Below are 24,733 nucleotides of genomic sequence, written 5' to 3' on the forward strand. Positions count from 1 at the left end.
GACGGTGTCGAACCGTAGAAAGGAGGAACCGATGAATACTGCCGTGCGTCAGCAAAACAGCGATCTAGTCTGGAATCTTGAAAAGATTAACCAGCACAAGCGTGCGATGAGCTTCGTGAAGCAATTCGAAAACCGCTTTTGCGTATTTTCATCATCGGTTCGACAGCTCTACACGAACTACAGCATTTTTTTCCCTGAAGAAGCTCACCGTCAAATGGTGATCCTGCCCGATCCATATGCATTCCACGACACCTTCAGCTATCTGAATCCAGATGCTGTCAGCTCGACCGGCCTGCATGTAATTCCTGGAAATCTAATAGGCAAACAAGGTTTGTATTTGGTTATTTCGCATAAAGATAAAAAAGTACGATCAGTGCCGATCCCATTTCAGGAAGGCATGCGCCAGATATTACGGCGCAGTAACAGCGACGATCCTTTTTTACCTGTATTGATGAAAGGTGATTTGCGTGAATTTAACGACAAGCTTCCATGTTTGCATTTGCATCGCCTGCGTCTAAAAGAACTGACTGGACTCTCTGGGTTAGAACGCGAAAGTATCCGCACTGTCATTACCGATAAACTGATGGATTTGTATCAACAATCATCTACCTTCAATCTAAACTGACACCGAGTTGTCAGCGGTATCGACACGATAGTATTGGCGAATAAGGCGGCTAAGACCTTTGCGCCAAGCCTTGGGCTTTATACCGAAACTATGAAATAACAGCGTATTATCCGACAGTGGCGTCCATATATACGGCACTTGCCCACCTTCCTGCGAATGTAACTCAGCCGCTCCGAGATTTTCATACTGTCGCGCCTCAGACAGCAGAGCTTCGGCAAACGTATAAGACGACACGGGCTCGACACCGCTAAAGTGATAGGTTCCCCAAAGGTGATCCGCACAAGAGGCTTGCTTAAACATAGCCAACATAACTTCAGCGACGTCATCTGCCGGCGTCGGTGCAATATGGCGTTTCATATCAACCGTCAGAATTTGATCATGACGAATGGCGGTTAGCAGCCGCGTAGCAAAATCGTCATTCATCAATGAAAAGACCTGACCTGCACGTAAAATCAGATGCTGCGGATTTTGCCGAACCAACCCCTCAATCGCCAACAAATGTTGTGCAACTTGAGTATCGCTAAACTTCTGCCAAGTCTCATCCACCAAAGTACCATTAGCAGCATCCATTACTGCCATTGAGGATAGCAGCACAATCGCAGCATCTTCTGCGCGTGCCTGATCAATCCAAAACTCAATATGTTGAAAATCTTCTGAATTATAAACAGAGGGGGTAAGAACGTAGACGGGTCTACCGCTCGACTGCAACCCCTGGCGCTCACGACTTTCTAAGCTCACGCCTTTATACATGAAGTTTTGTTCGGCCAATAAGCGTGTTAGACACTTACCGACAGGGCGATTTGCACCAATGATATGGGTATGAAAACTGCTGATAGCCAATATTAAGATCCCAGTCAAACCGGTGAATTGAAAGAACCTAAGATTACCACTGGCAGCCACTCCGTCAAAGCGCGGAAGGCTGTCTATACTGGTAAGTATCTTTAGTTCTACTCAAGTTACTTAAAATGGCAAATTGGTTACGCCTAATTTGGTGCCTACTGCTCTGTTCAACGACATTACTAAGCCACGCGGATAGTAAGATGTTGCAATCGCAGCCCATATTGGTCGACGCTCTTGAATCGGATTACTCATTATCTTTAGAGCAGGCCATTTTCATGCCTGCTAATGAGTGGCTGCCGATGGATCCATGCTGTATCAATTTAGGCTTTCATAAGGGAGAGTACTGGTTTAGGGTAAATCTAGAACAAATCACACTGCAGCAAGACTCCACATCATGGATGCTAGAGATCGACTCTCCTCTGCTTGATTATGTTCAGCTATTTCATTTACGTGAACGCCAAGTCATTTTTGAAGCGAACATCGGTAATGCTTTGCCTTTTAACGATAGGCTAGTCGACGTTCCCAACTTAGTTGTGCCTCTGCGAGATTTACGTGCGTCAGATCAAGTTTATATCCGAGTAAGTTCAAGTTCAGCTCTTGAAGTACCGCTGCATTTATTCCATACCGATGAATTCTGGCAGGCCCGTGTCGATCGTGTCGCTATCGCTTCTGCTTTCTACGCCATCATGCTAGCAATGATCATCTATAACGCTCTTATATTTCTATTAACACGCGATACGTTATTTTTGCTCTACTCATCAAGCTTATTATCATTTAGCTTCTTAATTGCCAGTATTTACGGCTGGACTTATAAAATCTTATGGCCAAACCACCCCGTATTTAATGAACATTTTTTAATGATCAGCATTGTTGCAACCTGTATCACATCAACGGCATTTAGTATTCGATTTTTGCGTTTGCATGAGGAAGCCCCATCGATTAATAGATTAATAGTTCTACTCAATTGGGTGGCGCTATTAAGTGGCTTCGTTTCTCTATTCGCTCCTTATGAAGTTATGATTCGATTCCTGACAGGTCTTGGCATAATCATGAGCAGCCTAGGTATCGGTAGTGGCATTTTATTAGCAATACAACACCGTTCAAAAGACTACCTGTTATATTTACTATCTATTTTCTTATTGCTTAATGGCTTTATTCTCTTTGCATTACAAAAATTCGCTGTACTTGATATCAATAAATATACTGTGCATGCGGTTGAGTTCGGGGTGATATTTCAAGTACTCATCCTCGCGATTAGTTTAGCTGAACGCCATAATCGCGAACGTATCGCGCGCATGCAGGCTCAAGAAAAAATCATTTCCTTGCAGCGAGAAGCTAATGATGTTTTGGATAAAAAAGTAAAAGAGCGCACTGAAGATTTAGAACAACTTAATTCAAAACTACAGGAAGAGACTATTACCGACGCACTAACAAGAGTGCGCAACCGTCGTTATTTCGATCAAAGATTTTTCAGTTTGTACCATGACGCCTTTCGCCAGCACACATCATTAGCTTTACTTCTGATGGATATTGACCATTTTAAAAAATTTAATGATATTCATGGCCATCATGTTGGCGATTTAGTATTGCAACAAGTCGCACAAGCAATGCAAGACACCTTAAAGCGCCCGAGTGATACCGTATACCGCTCGGGCGGCGAAGAATTTGCCATACTGCTTCCCTCTACTGATATGAGTGGTGCGCTTCAAGTTGCAGAGACAGTACGTAGTGCAATTGCCAATTTATCACTGCACCATCAAAATGCAGAGCTTTCAGTAACAATTAGTATTGGCGTGTGTGCGGATGTACCCCATATTCGCAACCATCAAGATTTCATGTATCAACGAGCCGATAAAGCCTTGTATGCTGCTAAAGCTGCTGGTAGAAACTGTATCCGTAGCATGACCTTATTTGATCCTGATGATGGCATATCATAACTCTACCTCCATAAAATAAAGGAGTACTCATGAATTTTAAAGTATTAGCCTTATGTCTACTAAGCAGTGCAGCCGCTGCGGATTTTAAAGTTACCAGTAGTGATATTACTGCGGGTGAAATAATGTCGAACGCTCAAGAATTTAAAGGATTTGGTTGCAACGGTGACAACCTATCGCCACAGTTAAGCTGGACCTACGGTCCAGAGAATACTAAGAGCTATGCCATTACTGCATACGACCCGGATGCACCGACTGGCAGTGGATGGTGGCACTGGCTGGTATTTAATATTCCTACCGATGTTCATGAGTTGCCTACTGGTGCAGGAAGCGCCGAAGGTGAAGCGCTACCCGATGGCGCAATACAGAGTAGAACAGACTACGGTAGTGTTGGCTTTGGTGGCGCTTGTCCTCCACGCGGCGATCAAGCTCATCGGTATCAATTTACTGTGTTTGCTCTCGATACCGATAAGCTAGATTTAGAACCCGATAGCTCAGGCGCTCTAGTGGGCTATTTCCTCAATAGCCACACCCTGCAAAAGACAACCCTTGAGGCTTTATATCAACGTCCTTAGGACGAATTAACTGCCCAGCGCAATCCGCACAATTTCATTCTGATTGCGCAGGGCTTGTTGTTTTGATGGAAATAACTGCACATCATTGAGCGTAATTAAACACACTCGCCCGTCACTCAAACCAACATAACCGGCGCGATGCTCTTGTATATACGCGTCATTTTGCAACGTTAAACAAAAATCGGCCGGTATCGCGACTGAACGTACTAAGCCATTTCCTAATGGGTCACCCACCATTCCAGCTCGACTGTAGACAGCAAGCCCATCACTGCTAATCACCAATGCCTGCCCGCTAATTAACTCTGCCTCATGCGCAGGCACACCCGATGGAAGTCTCACCATCTGGTGGCGTTTAATTAAATCAGAGCTGTTTTCAATAAGCATACATACGACCTCAAAAAGTTGGCACTATTATAGGCGTTTACTAACAGGCACTGCACCCGTGTTATCACGTTAAATAGATCTGGTATCTAATCACTTCATGGTATGAATAATTTAGCAATCGAAGTAAAACTTCGGCCATACTGTGACCACTATCATTTTTTAACTCGTAGACAGGACTGCATATGTCGAACTTAGTAAATATCGAAGGACAGCATGTTCCATCCGTTACTTGGGCGGCACGTAGCGATAATGATTGGATCACTATCAATAGCGAAGACCTATTCAAAGGGCGCACAGTCGTAGTGTTTTCATTACCAGGGGCATTCACGCCAACGTGCTCCAGCACTCATTTGCCGCGCTACAATGAACTCGCCAAAGTATTTGCCCAGAATGGCGTTGATGAAATTGTGTGCATCAGTGTTAACGATACCTTCGTGATGAATGCATGGGCAGCTGATCAAGAGTGCGGCAACATTCGTATGATTCCAGACGGCAATGGCGACTTTACCAAAGGCATGGGCATGCTCGTCGATAAAGCGGATCTTGGATTTGGCCCGCGTAGCTGGCGCTACAGCATGCTCGTACGCGACGGTAATATTGAGAAAATGTTTATCGAACCACAAAAACCGGGCGATCCGTTCGAGGTATCTGATGCCGATACCATGCTTAATTACATTGATTGCAATGCTGCATTACCCGAATCAGTAGCGCTTTTTACCAAACCCGGTTGTCCGTTTTGTGCGAAAGCCAAAGAAGATTTACAACAAGCAGGGCTGGAATACGAAGAGATTGTGCTGGGACGTGATGCCAGCATAACAGGGCTGCGTGCCGTATCGGGACGAGAAACCGCTCCTCAAGTATTCATCGGAGGAACTCATATTGGTGGCAGTGACGATCTCGAAGCTTGGTTAGCTAAAAAGTAATAACTAGCTGTTTTGGCTCAGTTTTGAGTCAAAACAGCTCAATATCACCCATATCACTTGCGCCTCGTCTTTTGCGCTCTCGCTCATTCGCTTCCGACAAGACCAAATCCTTTAAATCATTAAATTCGCTTTCGTTGAGAGCACCGATATCCAGCGACTGAAATGTCCGCTTTAAAGCAACGTGGGCTTGATAACAATATTGATGCGCTGGGCCTTTATTAGGCACAGTTACACCGGTCGTACCAAAGACCAACTTATTGCAAAAAATACAATTGAGGGACATAACAGTCTTTATCGCACCTAACTGGAGGAGTTACCTCCAGTATAGTTAAGGAATCATACTTTTTTTCGCAGAAACCGATTTCGCCGATATTTACGAAGAATGAACAAATTAACCACTCTTCGTCAATTCCAACTAGCGACCGTCGGTGTCAAATACTTCCTCAATCCGATTACCAGCATGATCTTCCGCGTACAAAATCCAGCGAGTACTATTTGCACGAATCGGACAGGTGACATTAAAGTGACCAATGTAGGATACATAGCCTTCACAGACATCTCCCATTGGGCTTTGCAGCCACACACGTTTTACACCTAGGCCATCGTCATACAGCATACCCGTAAGCGTTGGTTCTTCCTCTAGCCAATGGGCATCCTCCAACACCGGTGGTTCATGATCTGGATAAGACGAAGCTGACCGTGGATCGGTGCCCTCGGCCAATTCTTCGTTATTCGAATAGCTGTCGCCATCCAAATCAGAATCGCTGTTATCCCCAATACCGTCGCCATCTAAATCGGCCCATTCCAAGCGATTATCTGGGAACAAATCGCTACCATTGGTCACTCCGTCGCCATCCCGATCGTCATCGATGGCATCAGGTAAACCATCACCATCTTGGTCTCGAGGACGACTAGCGGCATCATAGGGATCTGTACTCAACCGCACTTCGTAGGTATTGATAATACCATCACCATCAATATCGCCGTCTGTGTTGTCACCGACACCATCTTTATCCGTATCAGCCCACTCTTTGCGATCACGAGGGAAACGGTCATCCGTATTGAGGTAACCATCACCGTCGATATCATCATCCAATTCATCTGGAACGCGATCACCATCAAGGTCTGGTGGCACATGGGAATTGTCCAAGTGCCGATAGCCCAATCTAAGCTCATACTCGTTAGAAATTAAGTCGCCATCGATATCTAAATCGGTGTTATCGCCAATGCCATCTCCGTCCATATCGTGCCACTCACTGGCATCCATAGGGAAAGCATCTGCACCATTGAGATGGGTATCACCGTCAATATCATCGTCTAGAACATCGGGAATACGATCACCATCCATATCAGGCGGCACAGAATTAGCGTCAGATGGATCGGTACCGGCACGCAATTCATAGGCATTGCTAATGCCATCGCCGTCCCGATCAGGATCGGTGTTGTCACCGATACCATCAAGATCGGTATCAAACCATTCGGTAGGATCTCGCGGGAACATATCCATGACGTTAGATAAAGTGTCGCCGTCCATATCGCTATCAAGGGCATCAGGAATACCATCACCGTCCATATCATCAGGCTTACTATTAGCATCGTATGGATCGTAACTGAGTGACCGTTCAAACTCGTTGTTAATGCCGTCGTTATCTAAATCTTGATCGCTATTATCACCAATGCCGTCACCATCAAAATCGAGAGACTCACTTGGATCATAAGGGAAGGCATCATCGTCATTTAATACATCATCATCGTCGATATCGAGATCAACAACGTCAGCTAACCCATCGCCATCGAGATCGGCAGGCTTACTGTTTGCATCCAGATCATCACTATTTGCCAGCGCTTCGATTTCTTTACTGAAACCGTCATTGTCTCTATCAGTATCTAAATTATCGCCAATACCATCGCCATCAGTATCGAGCCACTCAGTGGCATCTTTGGGAAAAGCATCGAGATTATTTTCGGTACCGTCACCATCAACGTCGGAATCAAAATAATCCGGCATGCCATCACCATCGGTGTCCACGGGACGACTGCTAGCATCCAAGGCATTTGTACCAAGGTGCATTTCTAATACGTTGGCAATGCCATCGTTATCCGCATCAGCATCTTCGTTATCCGGGATGCCATCACCATCGGTATCTGCCCAAGCAGCCGAGTTATCCGGATAAAGATCTTTGGCATTGTTGACGCCATCGCCGTCCCGATCTTCATCAAGCATATCGGGAATACCATCACGATCAACATCGCGTGGCACTGAAAACTGATCGTCGGGATCGGTATTAGCAAGCACTTCCAATTTATTGCTAATGCCATCGCCGTCTTTATCCGGATCGGAATTATCGCCAATACCATCGTGATCCATATCCGTATGCTCACTGGCATTGAGAGGAAAGGCATCATCGCTATTTTTATAGCCGTCGTTGTCCATGTCATCGTCGAGCAAATCGGGCCAGCCATCACCGTCGCTATCTTTTGGACGAGAACGAATGTCGTTGGGGTTATAGCCCAACTTTTCTTCTAAATCATTACGCACGCCATCGCCATCACGATCGAGATCGGAATTATCGCCAACGCCATCGCCATCTGTATCTCGATATTCGCTACCATCAAGCGGAAAAGAGTCGCGCTGATTGGGCACGCCATCGTTATCTATATCGTCGTCGATAGCATCCGGAATGCCATCATCGTCGGTATCAAACTGGTCTGGAACATCAGGATTGGTTCCGCCCGTCTGCTCCATAAAGTTGGATAAGCCATCGCCATCTCGGTCAGTATCGAGATGATCCGGAATGCCATCGCCATCAATATCGTTTAGCGCAGCAAAACTGAGTGAGCTAACCAGCGATAACGAAATTAATAATGTGGAGTAGTAGCTGCGCATAAGGCTCTTATTATTCTGAAGGTTCACCGACCGTTGGTGTCAAACTGTGCTGACATTGCACACCGCGATTTTTTTCGTCAACTAAAATACCCGCCACTGCATTACCATTCGTCGGACGCAGTAAGATATAACCATCGACGCAAAAGGCTTCTTTACCCGACATTTTTGGTGATACTTTAATTTCGTGTTCTGGGCTTAGCGACAATAATTTAAACTCAGAAATTAAAGCCGTATCAGCATCTTTAGGATGTTGAATAAAGCCGTAATATTCGAGAGCCAAAGCCGCTACGATAATACCGCCCATAAAACTCAAGACGCACCATTTAGCGATATCTTGCTCTTCTGCTTCAGGGGTACTGTTTTGTTCAGTCATGCTTAGGCTCCGCCGCTTTCGGCTCTACAACTATGTCTTTTCCCCACGCTGGCATCAGCGTTTGAGGAAGCTCTAATTGGCCAAGAATTCTGGCCACAATAAAATCAATTAAATCGGTTATCTGTTTTGGCTCATGATAAAACCCCGGACTCGCAGGTAAAATAACCGCTCCCATACGGGTGAGGTTTAACATATTTTGCAGGTGTATTTCCGAGTACGGCGTCTCACGCGGCACTAAAATAAGTTTTCTGCGTTCTTTGAGGGCTACATCAGCAGCTCGCTCGATAAGATTGTTACTAGCACCAGTAGCAATAGCGGATAAGGTTCCAGTACTGCAAGGACAAATAACAACCGGCCCTGGTTGACCAGAGCCAGATGCCCAAGGTGCCATCCAATCTTCGTTGCCAAAGACACGTAAACGCTCAGCATCAACACCATAGCGCGCATGCAGTGCTGCTGCTGCAGCTTGCGGTTTAGCCGACAAGGTGACTTCCGTTTCAGTGGCCAGAACGAGAAGCGCCGCTTTCGAAATCATCACATCAACATGACAGTCTGCAGCTAATAAAACTTCTATGAGACGCAAAGCATACAACGAGCCCGAAGCGCCGGTAAGCGCAACACAAATACGCTGCCTGCGATTGCCATTCATCGTCGTCATTTATATTCACCCACTAGGGCTGCCAAACGTTTTGACACCCCCTGAAAACTACCATTCGACATACATACAATCCAATCACCCGGGCGCGCTTCAGCCAATACTGCCGCCACCAGCTCATCAAGATCACTATGCACTTGTGCCGGAATATCACAACGCTCAGCAACATCCTCCAGTGACCAGCCCATGTCCGCGGGTTGGTACCAAAACGCCCGATCAGCGCTGCTAACCGACACCGCCAACTGGTCCTTATGGTGTCCACGCTTCATGGTATTTGAACGCGGCTCTAATATCGCGAATAAGCGTCCGCCATTAGGCTGCCTTGCTCTCTGTTGTGCCTTCGCACCGGCTAGTGTTGTCGCAATTGCCGTTGGATGATGAGCAAAGTCGTCGTAAACACGAATGGTAGCGTCACCAGAAACACATTCCATCCGACGCTTTACTGACTGAAACTCACCCAGTGCTTCAGCACTGATATTAGGCGTTACCCCCATATGGCGTGCCGCCACGACAGCCGCCACAGCATTGCGCACATTATGTAACCCGCTTAACGACCAGTTCACCTGCGCTGCATCTGCACCCTGGTAGATTACAGTAAAGCAGCTGGCATCATCGCTATCTAAACGCCATTGCCATTCACACGTGGCAGCGGCTAGATCCTGGCCTATTCGCTCTACTGGCGTCCAACAGCCTTGCTTAAGCACGCGTTCCAAAGCTTCTTCGCCCGCCGGCAATACAATCTGCCCGGAGGCAGGAACGGTACGAACAAGATGATGAAACTGACGTTCAATCGCGGCTAAATCGGGAAAAATATCAGCATGATCGTACTCAAGATTATTCATAATTACAGTACGAGGGAGGTAATGAACGAACTTAGAACGCTTATCGAAAAAAGCCGTATCGTATTCGTCGGCCTCAATCACAAAGAAAGGAGAGTCGCCCAAGCGCGCTGATACACTGAAGTTTTGTGGCACTCCGCCAATTAAATATCCGGGTTTCATACCCGCATATTCTAAAATCCACGCCAGCATACTGGCCGTTGTTGTTTTGCCGTGAGTACCGGAAACGGCGGCAACCCAACGTCCTCGTAACACAAATTCGCCTAACCATTGCGGTCCAGAAGTATAAGGAATCCCCCGATCCAACACATACTCAACCGACGGATTTCCGCGGGACATGGCATTGCCAACAATAACGAGATCGACATCAGCAGGAATGCCTTCGGGCGCAAAGCCTTCTATCAATTCAATGCCAGCGGCGTGCAATTGATCGCTCATTGGCGGGTAAACCCCCGCGTCAGAACCCGAAACGTCATGGCCTAGTGCTTTGGCCAATTGAGCAAGAGACCCCATAAAGGTGCCGCAAATGCCCAGAATGTGCAGTCGCATGTTCCCTACCGCTTTAGGATTAAACCGTTAGTGTACTGCCCCTTTACTGCGGAGCAAGCACTAACATCACGGGAACCCGTGAATAATTCAGTGCATGCATGTAGCGCTAAGAAAGCCAGTGATGGTGAACATAGCCTGCCATTCTTATTTAAGTGTGAGCTATGGCCATAGGATTATCGGTGTGGGCGCTGAATTTCCTTAGAGTTTCAGGTAGTATGCCCGCCAGTTTAACCTTTTGCTTACCGATGAGGACGATAACATGCAACGCTTACGGACGTTTTTGGATGGCCATTGCGACAACACCGCGGTGATAGAGATCATTGATGGACTGATGGTTGCCTGTAAAGACATTGCTTATCGTCTGCACCTAGGATCTCTCGCTGGCGTACTTGGCAGTGCCGAACAAGAAAACGTTCAAGGTGAATGCCAAAAAAAATTAGATGTTATCTCCAACGATCTCATCAAAGATTGTTTAGCTGCCATTCCTAACGTCAAAGGTTTAGCCAGCGAAGAAGAAGAATTACCAGTTGCATGCAATGCGACCGGTGAATATTTAGTCTTATTCGATCCATTAGACGGCTCCTCCAACATCGATGTAAACGTAACCGTCGGTACCATCTTTTCGATCCTGAAGGCCGCTGCTGATTCCGACGCGGCAACCGAAGCCGCGTATTTGCAATCAGGTAAACAACAAGTCGCTGCGGGTTACGTACTATACGGCCCATCGACCCTACTAGTACTGACAACAGGCGATGGCGTCTTTTCTTTTACATTAGACCCGCGCATTGGCGAATTTGTGTTAGAACGCCAAAACATCCGCATATCTGAAACGACTCAAGAATTTGCCATTAATATGTCAAACCAGCGCTTCTGGTTGCCTGAGATGCAGCAATACGTTGCTGATTTACTGCAAGGCGAAGAAGGTCCATTGGGTAAACGCTACAACATGCGCTGGATTGCATCCATGGTTGCTGAAATTCACCGCATTCTTACTCGTGGTGGTATTTTCATGTACCCATACGACAGCCGTGACCCAGGTAAGCCAGGCAAGCTACGTTTAATGTATGAAGGCAATCCAATGAGTATGTTAGTAGAGCAGGCAGGTGGTAAGGCATCCACCGCTTTCGAAAATATTATGACCGTTAAACCTGAAGGTATTCACCAACGTGTATCCGTTGTAATGGGGTCATCGCAAGAAGTAGAAACAGCGATCGGCTACCACGTAAAAAACTGATTTATATGTTAATTAAATGGAAGCGGCAGTTATCAACCTGTCGTTTCTATTTCTTTCAGCCATCGGTCCAACATATCTCGAATATTGTCTAGGCGGATTGGCTTCGCCATATAATCATCCATACCTGCATCCATGCATCGCTGCTCGATTTTATCAGTAGTATTCGCCGTACAGGCAACAATCGCTCCCGAAAAACCATATTTTCTTAGCTGTTCGCTCGTCTCAAAACCATCCATTCCCGGCATTTGGCAATCCAGTAAAATAAGATCAAAATGTCGTCCCTGATGCTGAATTAAACTTATACAGTCTTCACCAGAACCGACCGAGCTAATTTGGACATCGGGAGCGACTTTATTCAACATTTTTTCAGCCACTTTTAAATTAACTTCGTTATCTTCAACAATCAGTACTTTACCTCGAGTTGTCGAAGTGGGCGCTGCCTTAACCGTATCATTTTCATTACTTTGCGGCGATATCAAGGGAATAGTAACCGCGACACAAGTACCACCACCTGGGTTATCTTCAAATGCAATATGCCCAGCTAATATTTGGCTGATATGATGGCAAATTGTTAATCCCAACCCTAAGCCATCGTAACGACGATTAAACGAAGAGCTCACTTGAGAAAAAGCTTCAAGTACTTGGCTTTGCTGATCTGCGGGAATACCGATCCCCGAATCCCGCACAACAATTCGCAGCTTTTCGCTGTCGTCACGTAAATACTGTAGCTCAATCACCACAACGCCTTGCTGGGTAAATTTCAGGGCATTATCCGACAAATGTCGTAATAATTGCCGAACTAAAGACTTAGGTAAATAAATCTCTGTGTGCAAAAAAACCGGATCGATATCAACTATTAATGATAATCCCTTGCGACTTGCCTTACCGCTCAAATCGGCAAATAGCGGCTCCATTGCAATAGCAATATCACAATATTCGTAAATCACTGGTAGCTGACTACTATCGGTATCGACAACGACCATGACATCATCAAGCAACTGAGTGAGATGCGCTAAAGATGTATCAGCGTGACGCTTTTGATCATTGAATTCCATTTCCGAACTGCTTTGATCCATAAGTTGGAGCATACCAACAGCACCATTTAAGGGTGTCCGCAATTCATGACTCATCATGGCTAAAAATTGGCTTTTAGCTTGACTGGCTTCACGCGTTTTTTGCTGTTCTTGCAGTAATTGGCTAGTAAAGCGTTCATGTTCTGCTTCCGCTTTTTCTAGAGTTAAGGCCAGTCGATTACCATCATCTTGTAGGTTGCCTATCTCTGCACCGTCGTTTACATCAATTCTGCGCCAGTTCTCTCCGCGCGCTAATTGCCGAATAAAGCCGGATAAAGATTCCAATGGTCGCACAATCGTCATCCCCATATAACGACCTATCAGTGCCGCTAAAATAACCACCGCCAAACCTGTAAACAGAGACTGACGTAAAATAGATAGCTCGCGATCGCGGCCAAAACGATCCGTCATGCCCAACTCGATGTAGCCTAATTCTTGAATGGTACGATCATATTCATTAAAACTAGAAAACTCGCTGAGGGAGACAATTTCGCGGTTGATGTCGCTATGCAATAGACGTATTTCAGACAAGCTTAATCCCATATACGAATTAGACTGGCGATCAATTACTAGCTCGCCATTGGCATTACTAATTCGCACCAGCACGATCGCGGGCTGAGCCAAGGCGGCATCAATCAGTGGCATCAATAATTCATAATTACCTGAAATCAAGGGGTATTCCGCCGATGCCCCGATATTCTCGATCATTAAACGCGCAATACTTTCGTTTTCACGATGAACGTCAGACCAGCGCTCCATCATGTGCAACGCGGTAAGCAAGGCAACTGTCAACAACACTGGCAGAGTACTGAGGAGCATAATGCGACGACGGATCGACCAATCACGGAAGTTCATGATGATCTCCCTCAGCTTTTGTTAATGCATGTACAACGTCATTAACTTCCGGCAAAGATAGATTTAATGAACGCCCAACCTGCTCGTTGTAGCGCACTTGAAAATATGGGTTATAGTCCTGTTTAGCCCATTTTTTTTTCTTCAAACCAGCCGACAAAATTTCAATTAAGCGTTTACTAACATCATCTAAGTCGCTGTAGGTAGACGCTAGTGATCCCGCTTTTATATAAGCGCTAGAAGGCCCAATTAAAGGTCGATTCTGCCGATAGGCTGTTATTAAAATATTTTTGATATTGTTAGGACTGTATAGCTCACTATCGTAAACACCAACCAATGCTTGATTGTCAGCAAGTAATTCAATCAATGTACGATTTAAGTTGTTCAAATCCGAGAGTGGGTAAACATTAACAAGCTCATCTCGCCGAGCCTTAGCGACTTCATCTGCAGCGCTTACAGCAAACGCATCTGAAACTAAAACACCGAGATGCACATCAAATCCCAACAAGATTTTACTCAGCGCAATTTGACGAGATAACGGCGGTTCGACATAGATGGCGGACTTTAAAAGAGCAGAGCGTCGCTGCGCACTCTCGCGGCTAACGAACACCGCCACTATCGGGCTGTCGGTTGGCGCTTGCCAAGCATCGAGAACGGGCTCACCAAGCAGTACGATAGCATCGAAACTAGACCAATCGACTTGGTTATCGCCTAGGGTCAATAACTGGGATGGTATTTGCAGACTCTGAGCGATAGTTTTTGCCATCTGCTCCGCCATCGGCTGGCGCTCACGCACGACAAAAGCCACATCGGCGATGCTCGTCACGCTAAACAGCAACGAACACCACAGAACAATAATCGCTTTACGATGCCATAACGGTTTCAGAGCATCCATGCACATCATCCATATCAAAAAGTAATTCCGGCCCGAAAGGAGTAGATATCATTAACAGAATAGACCTGATCTGGATAAACAAGCCTAGAATCATCAACCAAGTGATGCCAAAACAAGCCCACTTCAGGTTTGTACCCTTTCGCTGACCATGTTTTAGTCAAATTAGCTTCAAACCGGCGATAGTACGGTTCCGTATTATCAAAGTCGTTGTAACTGCTATGCCAGAAGTAGGTCAGAGTCGAGCCCCAGTTATTGCCATCATGATGCCAACTAACATTATTACTCCACTCCGCGCTTAAACGCCGCTCGACTTTGGCCAAACGATCAGTTTCCTTGGCGTTCAGCCGAGTGGTGTCTCCGAGGCGAACGTTGGCATCGACATAAGCACCAGACCACCATAGCCAATTGTTACGGTTGAATTGCCAATTTAATTGCCAATCCACACCCTTTACATCCATCTTAGTGTCAGAGGCGATATACACGGAATTCAATGCAATGGTATTGGATATCAACTGACTCAGACTGTCTTTGTAAACTTTAACGTCCAGTTCCAAATTTAATTCCGGCAACTTACCGTAGTAGCCAAGCTCAACACTGGTGATTTTTTCATGATCAAGATCCCTCGTCCCCGGAACTTGATTCATAAAAAAGATACCATCGTCTAAATTCAAATAGTTATCGGTTAAACCCCGAACAACCACCGAATAGTTTGGCTTTTTTTCTAATAAATCAGGAGAACGAACTGCTTGAGAATAAACAAGACGTAAACTCTGCTGCTGAGTTAGTAACAGATTAGCTGCTAAACGAGGTGAGAATGCACTAGCATTAGAATCCTCATTTTCATACATCCCCCCGACGTTGAATACCAAATGAGTTAATGCTCGCCATTCACCGTTAGCAAATACACGATAGGTATCGTTATGGACGGCGCCTTTAAAATAGGTGGCCGAATCAACGCTATCACGGCGATAGCTAATGCCCGATACCGTGCGCAATTGCGGCGTCCACTGCACCGTATCTTGCCACTCGACATCGTAGCGATCTTCACTCACATTAAAATCATTAGCACCACATGCCAGTTGACCTAGTTGCGAGAAATCGCTGCCGTTGTAGGCATTACCAAAGGCGACAGCAGCAACATCTAAATCGCTTTGTTGCAAGGTATAGGTTTCGCCTAGATTGTCTTCAATCAATTGCTCAACTTGCTCAGGCGTAAGCGAGTTCGTAGCAATTCCGCCCACTAGAGAATTGGCCGCAGCCAGGGTTTGAGTATCTGAGTTACTGTCGGCATAAATACTTGGCAGCGCTAATGCAACAAACTTAGTCCATTCAGGGTTTGCCCGATACTCGGCCAACAAAACAGGATCGAATGATATGGTCGAACTGCAACTGGATGCCTCTTGAGTACGACGATCACTCTGCCAATAAGCTTGTAGATGGGAAAAGTGATCTTGGCTAAATTCATGAATCAACTTCCCCATCACGAAACCCTGACGCGTCATTTGATCTGGATAACCCACATCAAAATCATTCTGGCGAATATCCGTATTGCCATATTTGTAAGCCGCTTCCCAGTTAAGCTGGGTTTGATCGCTGATTCTATGGTCGTAATACACACTGGCAAAACTATGACGACGAGAATCGCGCCAATCATCCTCGCCATTCGACGAATTGCGGCCATCAAAGCCGTTGTCCGCATTCTGCTGTAATGTTAATCGATAGGCGTCATCATTTACGCTACCCGAATAGCTCACTAAGCTGTCTTCTACGCCTTGATTCCCTTTCCGAAAACGTATGTTTGTACCTTGGGTATCTGCAGGATGCTTAGTGACGATATTGATTACGCCAAGAAACGCATTAGCGCCATAACTGGCAGCATTAGGACCGCGCACGACTTCAACGCGCTGAATATCTTCCATCGCTACTGGAATATCATCCCACACAACGTCGGCAATACCGGCTTTAAATACCGAGCGACCATCCACCAATACTTGCAAACGACGCATAATATTTGGACTTGAAGCGTGATACGCAATGGCTCGATTATTTTGATCGTCGCCATGCCCCACGAAAACCCCAGGAACAAAGCGCATAAGGTCGGGAATAGTTCTCACCCCCCAAGCCTCGATTTGTTTCGCTTCAATAACAGTGATACTGGCAGGTACTTCAGCTCTCGGCTGTTTTAAACGGGCAGCAGTGAGAGCCACAGGGATATCATCTTGCAGCGACAAACCGCCAAAGTCGCCATCGGTCAGGGGGTCAAAAGCAGCCATATCATCAGCTAACACCTCTTCGCTAATGGTAAACGAGGTTAAAATCAAACCAAAAAATATCGTGTTCTTCAAAAGCATGTGTACCTGCTAATTCGATGATCGTTGTTAATGCACCACATTCCATCGCCGGCACGCGTTCTTTTATTCAAGACTTAATCAAACCATTAACGGGTACTAGCATAGCAGCTGATCTAAAGTCATTCTTCATCCCGTTAAACTATCTATCTACATGCGCATAAGTATTATGACAATGATACAGAGGTCAACAAGGTATTCCTATTCATCGGCTTTAAGCAATACTCCTTCTATACGCAAATACCGCATCCTGCAGAAAACTCTACTTTTGCTGTTCAGCTTGCTTAATTTTAGCAGCAACAGCAGTCGCATCCGGTAAATTTAAATTAAGTGAACGAGCAACTTGATGATTATAACTGACAGAAAAATATGAGTTATAATCCGGCTGGGCCCAATTATTGCGATCCACTCCCCCTAATAAAATTTCACTCAAGCGCTGAGCAACATCGGTCAAATCACTGTAGATTGATGCTAAAGCGCCTGCATTAATATAGGCATGCGACGGCCCAACTAAGGGAACGTTATGTCTATAGGCGGTAATTAAAATATTTTCGATGTTATTAGCACTGTAGATATCTGAATCATACTGCCCTATCAGAACTCGATTATCCGAGAGGAGATCAATCAAGGCTCTATTAAATGAGTCATATTTATCAATATTATAAAGCCTTATTTTAGAAGATTTTGGTAGTTGACTAATTTCCTGTGACAACCTATTGAAATCGTCATTTAGAACAAGGACACCTAAGTTTTCTGCATCACTTAAAATCAACCGCACCAACGCCACTTGGCGGCCCAAAGGAGGCTCGACATAAATCGCACTACTTAAAAAAGATGCATTTTCTACAGCGGCTCTGCTACTAAGAATACTAATCACGGGAATATCGATATCTACATCCCAAGTTTCTAGAGGCCGATCACCCACCAATACTACACAATCGTAAAGCGACTTCTTAAATTGCTCGGCCAAAATAACTGTCACAGTAAAATCTGTTTTCTCCGCTACTCTTTGAGCTAAAATATTCACTGCCGGAATTGCTTTTTGCACGACAATAGCGACTTTCTCAGCCCACAGCGAAGAAGAGAAAATCAGCAAAACACCCATTAACAAACACTTCACAGAGTGTCTCGGCGAATAACATTTTTCAAAGACAACTGCATTAAAAATTAACTCCAAAGCGAATGGAGTAAAGATCATTAGTGGCATACACTTGCTCTGTTTCTAAGAGCTGACCATCATCCACTAAATGGTGCCAAAACAAAGTAATGCTGGGCGTAAGCTTTCTGTAACGCCACAACTTTTGTAGGTTCACCTCGTAACGCCGGTAATCGTTGGGATCAGCTTCATTTGAATCATAAGCGGAATTCCAAAAGTATGAGAAGGTTGAATTCCAGCCTTCCCCTTTATGATGCCAGCTAACATTGCCGCTGTACTCTGCGCTTAAGCGTGTCTCAGCAGTTTGAAACTCGTCGATTTCATCCTGACTGAATAAATACGTAGAACCGGGGCGAACTTCTGTATCCAAGTAGGCACCAACGAACCTTAGCCAATTTTTTCCATTCACTTCCCACTGAAATTGCCAATCAACTCCTTCCATACTCATTTCAGTGTCATTCGACAAAGATGGGGCTGCGATACCAACATATTGAGATATTAATTGAGTCAATTCCTCACGATAGAGTTTGATATCCATTTCTAGGCCGACACTGGAAATATTGTGGTAATAACCAACTTCATAACTGGTGATTTTCTCACTTTCCACATGGCGATTATCATAAACTTGATGAATAAAATAAGTTGCTTCTTGAACACCTAAATAATTATCCGGTATATCACTAACTTTATGCTGATAATCGGGATTTTGCTCGTAGCTGTCTGGTGATCGTATCGCAGTAGAATAAACAAAACGGACACTTTGACGAGGTGATAGTAAATAATTAAGAGCAATATGAGGCGATAATTCTGGGGTATTGATACTTTCGTATTCATAAGTACCTGCGACATTGAAGATAATGGACTCTGTTGCGCGCCATTCCAAATTTGCAAAAGCCCGATACAAATAACTGGTTGCCATACCACCAAAATACGTTTCCGATTTAATGTTGTCTTGTCGAATATTAATTCCCGTTACACTGCGTAATGTATCCGTCCATTGAACCGTATCTTGCCATTCAAAGTCCGAACGCTGGCCTTCGTAACTTAAATTCGCATCGGTACACATTGTTTGCCCAAATTGACTAAAATCACTGCCATTGTAGGCACGCAGCACCACCGCTTTAGCAAGGTCGACGTCATCTTGCGACAAGGTATATCGTTCTCCTAACGCCTGCTCAATGATCGCAGTTAGTTCATCTGGCGTTGAACTGTCAAAAGCCAGTTGTTGTAGCAGCTGATTGGATGCATAAACCAAAGCAGGATCGGCTGAGTTAAAGGCTAATGGAAGACCAAAACCTAAGAACTTCGCCCATTGCGGATTCACCTCCCACTCAGAATATAAATCACTATCTAATGCGGTGATGGGAATGCATGCCGTGCCTTCTTGTGTGCGCTTCTCGAATTGCCAATACACACGTAGATATGATTGATGTGAAGCTGAAAAATTAAAGTCTGCTTGTGCAGATCCATAATAGGCTTTAACAAAATTACTCCTCGGTTCTTGCCAAAGCAGTCCTTTCCGAACATCGGTGTAACCATATTTATAGCCACCTTGCAGCGATAACTGTATACCGTCATCTAAATTTTGCGCGTAATACCCTGTCGCAAAGCCATGTCGTCGGCTGTCCTCTAGAGCATCAGAAGAATCAGTTTCTACTCCGTCAAAACCAGAATCGCCGGTTTGTTGCATTGTTAAGCGCGAAGAACTATCGCTATGTACCGTAGAAATACTGCCCATAACGTCGCGTACTTCTTGATTGCCAGCACGATAACTGACACGCACACCTTCAGTATCGGCGGGTTTTTTCGATGTAATACTGACCACACCCAGAAATGCATTGGCACCATAAAGTGCCGAACTAGGACCCCGAACGAACTCTATTCGCTGAATGTCCTCTAGGGCGATCGGAATATCATCCCAAACCACCATTGCAATACCGCCTTTATAGACCGATAGTCCATCAACCAAGACCTGTAAACGCCGACTCATGTATGCAGTCGAGCCGTGGTAGGCAACGACATGGTTATGCTCATACTTTTCTTGAGTCACAAAAACGCCAGGAACAAATCGCAGCAAATCTGGCAGGGATCGAACTCCCCATGCAGCAATTTGTTCAGCTTCAATGACGGTGACACTGGCGGGGACTTCGGCGCGAGGCTGCTTCAAGCGTGCAGCCGAAAGAACAACAGGGATATCTGATTCTTGCAATGGCAAATCAAATTCGGATAGGTCGGCCTCACTGGCAAGGCTACCAGCACTAATCACCCAAATGACGATAAGTAATACAATCGAATGTAGCGTTCGACTTGAAAACATCTACTACAGCTCCCGCTTTCCCTGACTCTACAACAACGAAGGCATCCTGCTATGCATCCTGCCACCTCGCTTCGGAGATGAATTATGCCATATTCTCTCGTCGAACTGACATCCATAGCGGCTTGCGGCTATAATTCGGCCAGACATTCAACCTACCTATGGAAACTGTTATGAGCTACAACTCGATTCCAGCTGGCAAAGACTTGCCGAACGATATCTACGTCGTGATTGAAATCCCTGCAAACCACTCCCCTATCAAATACGAAATCGACAAAGATATGGACGCCCTGATGGTTGACCGTTTCATGGCAACCCCGATGTTCTATCCAGCGAACTACGGTTATATCTCTAACACATTGGCTGATGACGGAGATGCTCTTGATGTATTGGTTATCACTCCATACCCTGTTCAGCCTGGCTCAGTTATTCGCGCCCGCCCTGTTGGCGTTCTTAATATGGAAGACGAAGCCGGTGGCGACGCTAAGTTGTTAGCAGTGCCGCACGAGAAACTGACTCAGCTATACAACGATGTAAAAGATATCGATGATGTTCCTGAGCTATTACGCGCGCAAATCTCTCACTTCTTCGAAAACTACAAAGATTTAGAGAAAGGTAAGTGGGTAAAAGTCAGCGGCTGGGGCAATGCAGACGAAGCTCGTCGCATGATCACCGAATCGGCTGCAGCCTATAAGGGCTAATAACGATGGCTTAAATCATCGTTATTAAAAAAGGGAGCCTAGGCTCCCTTTCTTAATAAGGCGGATGTCGCTCTACTGCGCTAACGTAGCCCGAAGATCAGCAAGTTCTTGCTCGGCAGCTTTAGCTCGTGCTTCTGCTTCCACTTGTGCCGTTACATCTTTTTGTATTCCAATGTAATAAGTTAACTGATCTTCATCGCTATAGATTGGCGAAATACTCAGCTCATTCCAAAACATCGAACCATCTTTGTGATAGTTACGTAATACAACCCGAGCACTACTGCCTTGCTTAATCGCTTCGCGAATAGTATCTAAACCTGTTTGATCACGATCACCCGTCTGTAAAAACCGACAATCTTGATAAAGAATTTCGTCAACATGATAGCCAGTCAGACGCTCAAAAGCCTTATTAGCGTAGATCAGAATGTTGTCATCACCTTCCTGTTCTGCAATGACAATGCCGTCGTTCGATGCATCTACCGCTTTTTTCAACAGCTCTAAACTGATTGGCCCTTGCTCATCATTGTGGTCGATGACCATCTCTTTACTCCACCATTAAATATCGCTCTAAGCCGCAGTCGGTCATAATCGGTTACGGCAAACCTTGAACAAGGTACTACGCCTTCAGCTAGAACGGAAGTCCATAGAAACGTAGAAAGTGTGACCGAATACTGAGCATGGGTTCGGACATTCTTTTACATTCTGTATAACTACTTATAGAATTTGCTCAGCTTTGTACAATTTTAGGAACAGGCCCAGGGTATGTCATCCCCAACATCCGAGCCGCAAGCGGCTTACTATCCTATACGGGTCGTCTCGAACGAGACCGGTGTCAATGCAATTACTCTTCGCGCATGGGAGCGACGCTACGGTTTAATCACGCCCAAACGCACGGCTAAAGGCCATAGACTCTACACCGAATCCGATATTCAGCTTATCCGTAAGGTTGTGTCTTTATTAGAGCGCGGAGTCCCGGTATCGCAGGCTAAGGCCATGATAGATAGCGGCGATCCAGAGCCAGAAACCATATTGATAAGCCAACCGCAACCGTCACAATGGCATCAGTATCGAGCAGCATTAGCCAAAGGCGTACAACAATTTGATGCGACTCAATTGAACACCGTTGCCGATGAGGTTAGTCAATTTTTTCCGATTGATATCGCCTTGCGCTTCTTATTGATCCCTATGTATCAACATTTGCGCGATCAAGTTACCCAGCCGTTAGGGCAAGCCCGTGTGCAGTTTTACGGTGGCTTCCTCCAAGGACGACTAGCTGGACGCTTAGGCGAAGAAGGTAACCTTGAGTACCAAGGTACCCTTGTGGTTGCCAATACCACTCAAGAGGACGATATTGATCTGTTGTTGCTGGCGATATTGCTTAAACAACTCGGCTTACGCATCGTGCGCTTAGCCGGCTTGACCGCAGCTGACGACATCACAGAGTTGCTGAGGAACCAACAGTGGCAAGGCGCTGTATTGCGCATTCCTAAACACGCCAGTGATGTGCAAAAGCAGCAACTACAGCGTATTAGCCTTGAATCGGGTGCTGCTATTTTTGTCATCGGCCAACAAACGGACGAACAAACGATTTTACGACAAAAAGGGCTAATTACCCTCAACGGCGACCTACAGCAAGACGCCATGAATGTTCGAGACATGTTGCTAGGCCTAGCTGAATGAGTGCCGTATACGATTTACTACTACGCCATACTGATTTACTTGCCACCAACACCACGCTACTAGGCTCAGCCAAAGACTTCAGTGGTGAATGGCTTTCCACTGTGAAAAAGAACAATATTCAGATCAATACGTGGGATTGGCTTACCGCCCAAGCCTATCAAGATCAAATCGACAATCACTTGGTCACATTTGGGCTACCAACTACGGATCAACTGCAAGATCGCACCGTCATTTTACTATGGCCGAAAGCCAAGCCTTTCGCCCAGGCGCTTATTCAGCTAATCGCCACCACTGCCAAGCGCTGCTACGTCGTCGCCGCAAATGACGCTGGCGGCAAAAGCATTGGCAGTGCCTGCAAAGAATTCAGCAGCTCGGCGATAAAATTGGATAGCGCTCGCCATTGCTCATTGTGGTCCATCGATCTAACACCCGTTGCAAAGTTTAACTGGTTAGCCATGGGGCGCTCATTCAAATGGGATGGCTCAGACTACCTCACCCTGCCCGGTGTGTTCAGTCATGGCAGTTTAGATAGCGGCACATCAGTATTGTTAGAACACCTTCCTGCTCCTGCGCACGGCCGGCTACTCGACCTAGGTTGTGGCTCTGGTGTCATTGGGCTTAGCCTCAAAAAGCGCAGCCCGTCATTAGAGGTGGTACTAACCGATGTGGATGCATTTGCTCTCCGCAGCGCACAGCTAAACAGCATGCGCTTAGCGTTACCCGCTGAAATTCTGCACAGTGATGGCTTAACCAGCATTGATGGTCGTTTTGATTTCATCATTACCAATCCGCCCTTCCATCAAGGTAAGAATACCGATTATGAATTCGCTCGACGCTTATTCATCGAAGCAAAGCAGCATTTGGTTAAAGATGGACAATTATGGCTAATCGCGAATCGCCATTTGGGCTATGAAGAATGGGCGCAAGAAGCCTTTGATCATGTAGAAGTCATGGTACAAGAGAAGGGTTTTAAATTGATTTGTGCGCAAGAACCGCGCTAAGCGAACATGTTATTCGATGATCACCCCACCGATACTTATCGCTGGGATGATCATAGAATTTTCAAAACTTACGGCATATTGCGTGAGTAGAAGATTTCTAACATCTCTTTACGCAGTTTAGCCTCAACGTCTTCGCGTTCAGCAGCATCCATAGTCTTAACACCTTCACCAAACAAATAGTTGTCTAGTTCAAAGTCTTTCAACAACATCTTGGTATGGAAGGTGTTCTCTTGATATACGTTCACATCAATCATCTGATACGCATTGCGAGTATCTTCGGTCAAATACTTTTGAATCGAGTTAATATTGTGATCGATATAGTGCTTCACACCATCGACATCACGCGTAAAACCGCGCACACGATAATCAACCGTCACAATGTCAGAATCAAAGCTATGAATCAGGTAGTTCAATGCTTTTAGCGGCGAAATCAAACCACAAGTAGACACATCAATATCAGCGCGGAAGGTGCTAATACCACCATGGGGATGACTTTCAGGATAGGTATGCACGGTAACATGCGATTTATCCAAATGAGCGACCACAGTATCACGCAGTGGACCTGGATTTTCTTCCATCAGCTCTTCTGCTGGCGGTGTTTCATGCTCGGCAACCAGAATGGTCACACTCGCACCTTGAGGCTCATAATCCTGACGGGCTACGTTCAGGATATTTGCGCCAATGATATCAACAACGTCCGTTAAAATTTTAGTCAGACGTTCTGCACTATAGAGCTCATCAATATACTCAATGTACTCCTGACGCTCTTTTTCTGTTTTGGTATAACAGATGTCATAGATGTTAAAGCTCAATGACTTAGTCAGGTTGTTGAAACCATGAAGTCGCAATTTGTTATTCAATACAAGATCCTCATATATCGTGCGATCTAGCCGCT

General features: G+C 45.5%; 22 protein-coding genes. 8 read left to right on the top strand and 14 right to left on the bottom strand.

Features of this window, described 5'->3' with window-relative positions:
• Window positions 1-31: 31 nt before the first annotated feature.
• Window positions 32-625 carry a hypothetical protein gene (locus UXZ23_RS03280; protein ID WP_320819219.1) on the top strand — a complete coding sequence of 198 codons (594 nt, stop codon included), beginning with the start codon at window positions 32-34 and terminating at the stop codon, window positions 623-625.
• Here the strand turns inward: UXZ23_RS03280 and UXZ23_RS03285 are convergent.
• Window positions 617-1,465, bottom strand: coding sequence for a sugar nucleotide-binding protein (locus UXZ23_RS03285; protein WP_320819220.1), 849 nt, complete (start codon window positions 1,463-1,465; stop codon window positions 617-619). The two genes, UXZ23_RS03280 and UXZ23_RS03285, sit on opposite strands and share 9 nt — an antisense overlap.
• 200 nt (window positions 1,466-1,665) lie before the next feature.
• Between UXZ23_RS03285 and UXZ23_RS03290 the strand changes: the two genes are divergently transcribed.
• Entirely contained in the window at window positions 1,666-3,402 is a 1,737-nt protein-coding gene (locus tag UXZ23_RS03290; RefSeq protein ID WP_320819221.1) for a diguanylate cyclase, read from the top strand.
• A 29-nt stretch (window positions 3,403-3,431) separates the two neighbouring features.
• Window positions 3,432-3,974: a YbhB/YbcL family Raf kinase inhibitor-like protein gene (locus UXZ23_RS03295; protein WP_320819222.1), complete on the top strand. Its 543-nt coding sequence runs from the start codon at window positions 3,432-3,434 to the stop codon at window positions 3,972-3,974.
• 6 nt (window positions 3,975-3,980) lie between these two features.
• Here UXZ23_RS03295 and UXZ23_RS03300 read toward each other — a convergent pair whose 3' ends face one another.
• Complete coding sequence (locus UXZ23_RS03300; protein ID WP_320819223.1) at window positions 3,981-4,358, bottom strand: hypothetical protein; 378 nt, start codon at window positions 4,356-4,358, stop codon at window positions 3,981-3,983.
• A gap of 182 nt (window positions 4,359-4,540) precedes the next feature.
• Between UXZ23_RS03300 and UXZ23_RS03305 the strand changes: the two genes are divergently transcribed.
• Window positions 4,541-5,281, top strand: coding sequence for a glutathione peroxidase (locus UXZ23_RS03305; RefSeq protein ID WP_320819224.1), 741 nt, complete (start codon window positions 4,541-4,543; stop codon window positions 5,279-5,281).
• Between the two features lie 28 nt (window positions 5,282-5,309).
• On the opposite strand, the gene UXZ23_RS03310 is transcribed toward UXZ23_RS03305, so the two are convergent.
• The 5 genes from UXZ23_RS03310 to mpl form a co-directional block, all read right to left on the bottom strand.
• On the bottom strand, window positions 5,310-5,507 hold the full coding sequence (locus UXZ23_RS03310; RefSeq protein WP_320819225.1) for a DUF2175 domain-containing protein: 198 nt from the start codon (window positions 5,505-5,507) through the stop codon (window positions 5,310-5,312).
• A gap of 189 nt (window positions 5,508-5,696) precedes the next feature.
• Window positions 5,697-8,168, bottom strand: a complete 2,472-nt coding sequence (locus UXZ23_RS03315) for a thrombospondin type 3 repeat-containing protein (RefSeq protein ID WP_320819226.1) — start codon at window positions 8,166-8,168, stop codon at window positions 5,697-5,699.
• A 10-nt stretch (window positions 8,169-8,178) separates the two neighbouring features.
• Window positions 8,179-8,541 (bottom strand): hypothetical protein, encoded by a 363-nt coding sequence (locus UXZ23_RS03320; protein ID WP_320819227.1) that lies wholly within the window; start codon window positions 8,539-8,541, stop codon window positions 8,179-8,181.
• Complete coding sequence (locus UXZ23_RS03325) at window positions 8,534-9,199, bottom strand: flavin prenyltransferase UbiX (RefSeq protein ID WP_320819228.1); 666 nt, start codon at window positions 9,197-9,199, stop codon at window positions 8,534-8,536. The genes UXZ23_RS03320 and UXZ23_RS03325 overlap by 8 nt, the downstream gene beginning before the upstream one ends.
• Entirely contained in the window at window positions 9,196-10,584 is a 1,389-nt protein-coding gene (mpl, locus tag UXZ23_RS03330; RefSeq protein ID WP_320819229.1) for a UDP-N-acetylmuramate:L-alanyl-gamma-D-glutamyl-meso-diaminopimelate ligase, read from the bottom strand. Before mpl ends, UXZ23_RS03325 begins: the two co-directional genes overlap by 4 nt.
• A 259-nt stretch (window positions 10,585-10,843) precedes the next feature.
• Between mpl and UXZ23_RS03335 the strand changes: the two genes are divergently transcribed.
• Window positions 10,844-11,818: a class 1 fructose-bisphosphatase gene (locus UXZ23_RS03335; RefSeq protein ID WP_320819230.1), complete on the top strand. Its 975-nt coding sequence runs from the start codon at window positions 10,844-10,846 to the stop codon at window positions 11,816-11,818.
• Between the two features lie 32 nt (window positions 11,819-11,850).
• On the opposite strand, the gene UXZ23_RS03340 is transcribed toward UXZ23_RS03335, so the two are convergent.
• The 5 genes from UXZ23_RS03340 to UXZ23_RS03360 form a co-directional block, all read right to left on the bottom strand.
• Window positions 11,851-13,746 (bottom strand): response regulator, encoded by a 1,896-nt coding sequence (locus UXZ23_RS03340; RefSeq protein WP_320819231.1) that lies wholly within the window; start codon window positions 13,744-13,746, stop codon window positions 11,851-11,853.
• Entirely contained in the window at window positions 13,733-14,638 is a 906-nt protein-coding gene (locus UXZ23_RS03345) for a hypothetical protein (protein WP_320819232.1), read from the bottom strand. The genes UXZ23_RS03340 and UXZ23_RS03345 overlap by 14 nt, the downstream gene beginning before the upstream one ends.
• 14 nt (window positions 14,639-14,652) lie before the next feature.
• Window positions 14,653-16,989 (bottom strand): TonB-dependent receptor plug domain-containing protein, encoded by a 2,337-nt coding sequence (locus UXZ23_RS03350; protein ID WP_320819233.1) that lies wholly within the window; start codon window positions 16,987-16,989, stop codon window positions 14,653-14,655.
• Between the two features lie 259 nt (window positions 16,990-17,248).
• Window positions 17,249-18,091, bottom strand: coding sequence for a hypothetical protein (locus UXZ23_RS03355; protein ID WP_320819234.1), 843 nt, complete (start codon window positions 18,089-18,091; stop codon window positions 17,249-17,251).
• A gap of 55 nt (window positions 18,092-18,146) precedes the next feature.
• Complete coding sequence (locus tag UXZ23_RS03360; RefSeq protein ID WP_320819235.1) at window positions 18,147-20,459, bottom strand: TonB-dependent receptor plug domain-containing protein; 2,313 nt, start codon at window positions 20,457-20,459, stop codon at window positions 18,147-18,149.
• A 170-nt stretch (window positions 20,460-20,629) separates the two neighbouring features.
• On the opposite strand from UXZ23_RS03360, the gene ppa reads away from it, so the two are divergent.
• Window positions 20,630-21,157 (top strand): inorganic diphosphatase, encoded by a 528-nt coding sequence (gene ppa / locus UXZ23_RS03365; protein ID WP_041588385.1) that lies wholly within the window; start codon window positions 20,630-20,632, stop codon window positions 21,155-21,157.
• A 72-nt stretch (window positions 21,158-21,229) separates the two neighbouring features.
• Here the strand turns inward: ppa and UXZ23_RS03370 are convergent, their stop codons facing one another.
• The gene (locus tag UXZ23_RS03370; RefSeq protein ID WP_320819236.1) at window positions 21,230-21,697 is read right to left on the bottom strand and encodes a PAS domain-containing protein; all 468 of its coding nucleotides are present in this window, start codon (window positions 21,695-21,697) and stop codon (window positions 21,230-21,232) included.
• Between the two features lie 222 nt (window positions 21,698-21,919).
• Here UXZ23_RS03370 and UXZ23_RS03375 point away from each other — a divergent pair, with 222 nt between their 5' ends.
• Both UXZ23_RS03375 and UXZ23_RS03380 read left to right on the top strand, forming a co-directional pair.
• On the top strand, window positions 21,920-22,837 hold the full coding sequence (locus tag UXZ23_RS03375; protein WP_320819237.1) for a MerR family transcriptional regulator: 918 nt from the start codon (window positions 21,920-21,922) through the stop codon (window positions 22,835-22,837).
• Window positions 22,834-23,838 carry a class I SAM-dependent methyltransferase gene (locus UXZ23_RS03380; RefSeq protein ID WP_320819238.1) on the top strand — a complete coding sequence of 335 codons (1,005 nt, stop codon included), beginning with the start codon at window positions 22,834-22,836 and terminating at the stop codon, window positions 23,836-23,838. The genes UXZ23_RS03375 and UXZ23_RS03380 overlap by 4 nt, the downstream gene beginning before the upstream one ends.
• 68 nt (window positions 23,839-23,906) lie before the next feature.
• On the opposite strand, the gene speD is transcribed toward UXZ23_RS03380, so the two are convergent.
• The gene (speD, locus tag UXZ23_RS03385; protein ID WP_015485831.1) at window positions 23,907-24,698 is read right to left on the bottom strand and encodes an adenosylmethionine decarboxylase; all 792 of its coding nucleotides are present in this window, start codon (window positions 24,696-24,698) and stop codon (window positions 23,907-23,909) included.
• Window positions 24,699-24,733: the final 35 nt, after the last annotated feature.

This window comes from Thalassolituus sp. (assembly GCF_034111725.1).
Taxonomy (GTDB): Bacteria; Pseudomonadota; Gammaproteobacteria; order Pseudomonadales; family Oceanobacteraceae; genus Thalassolituus.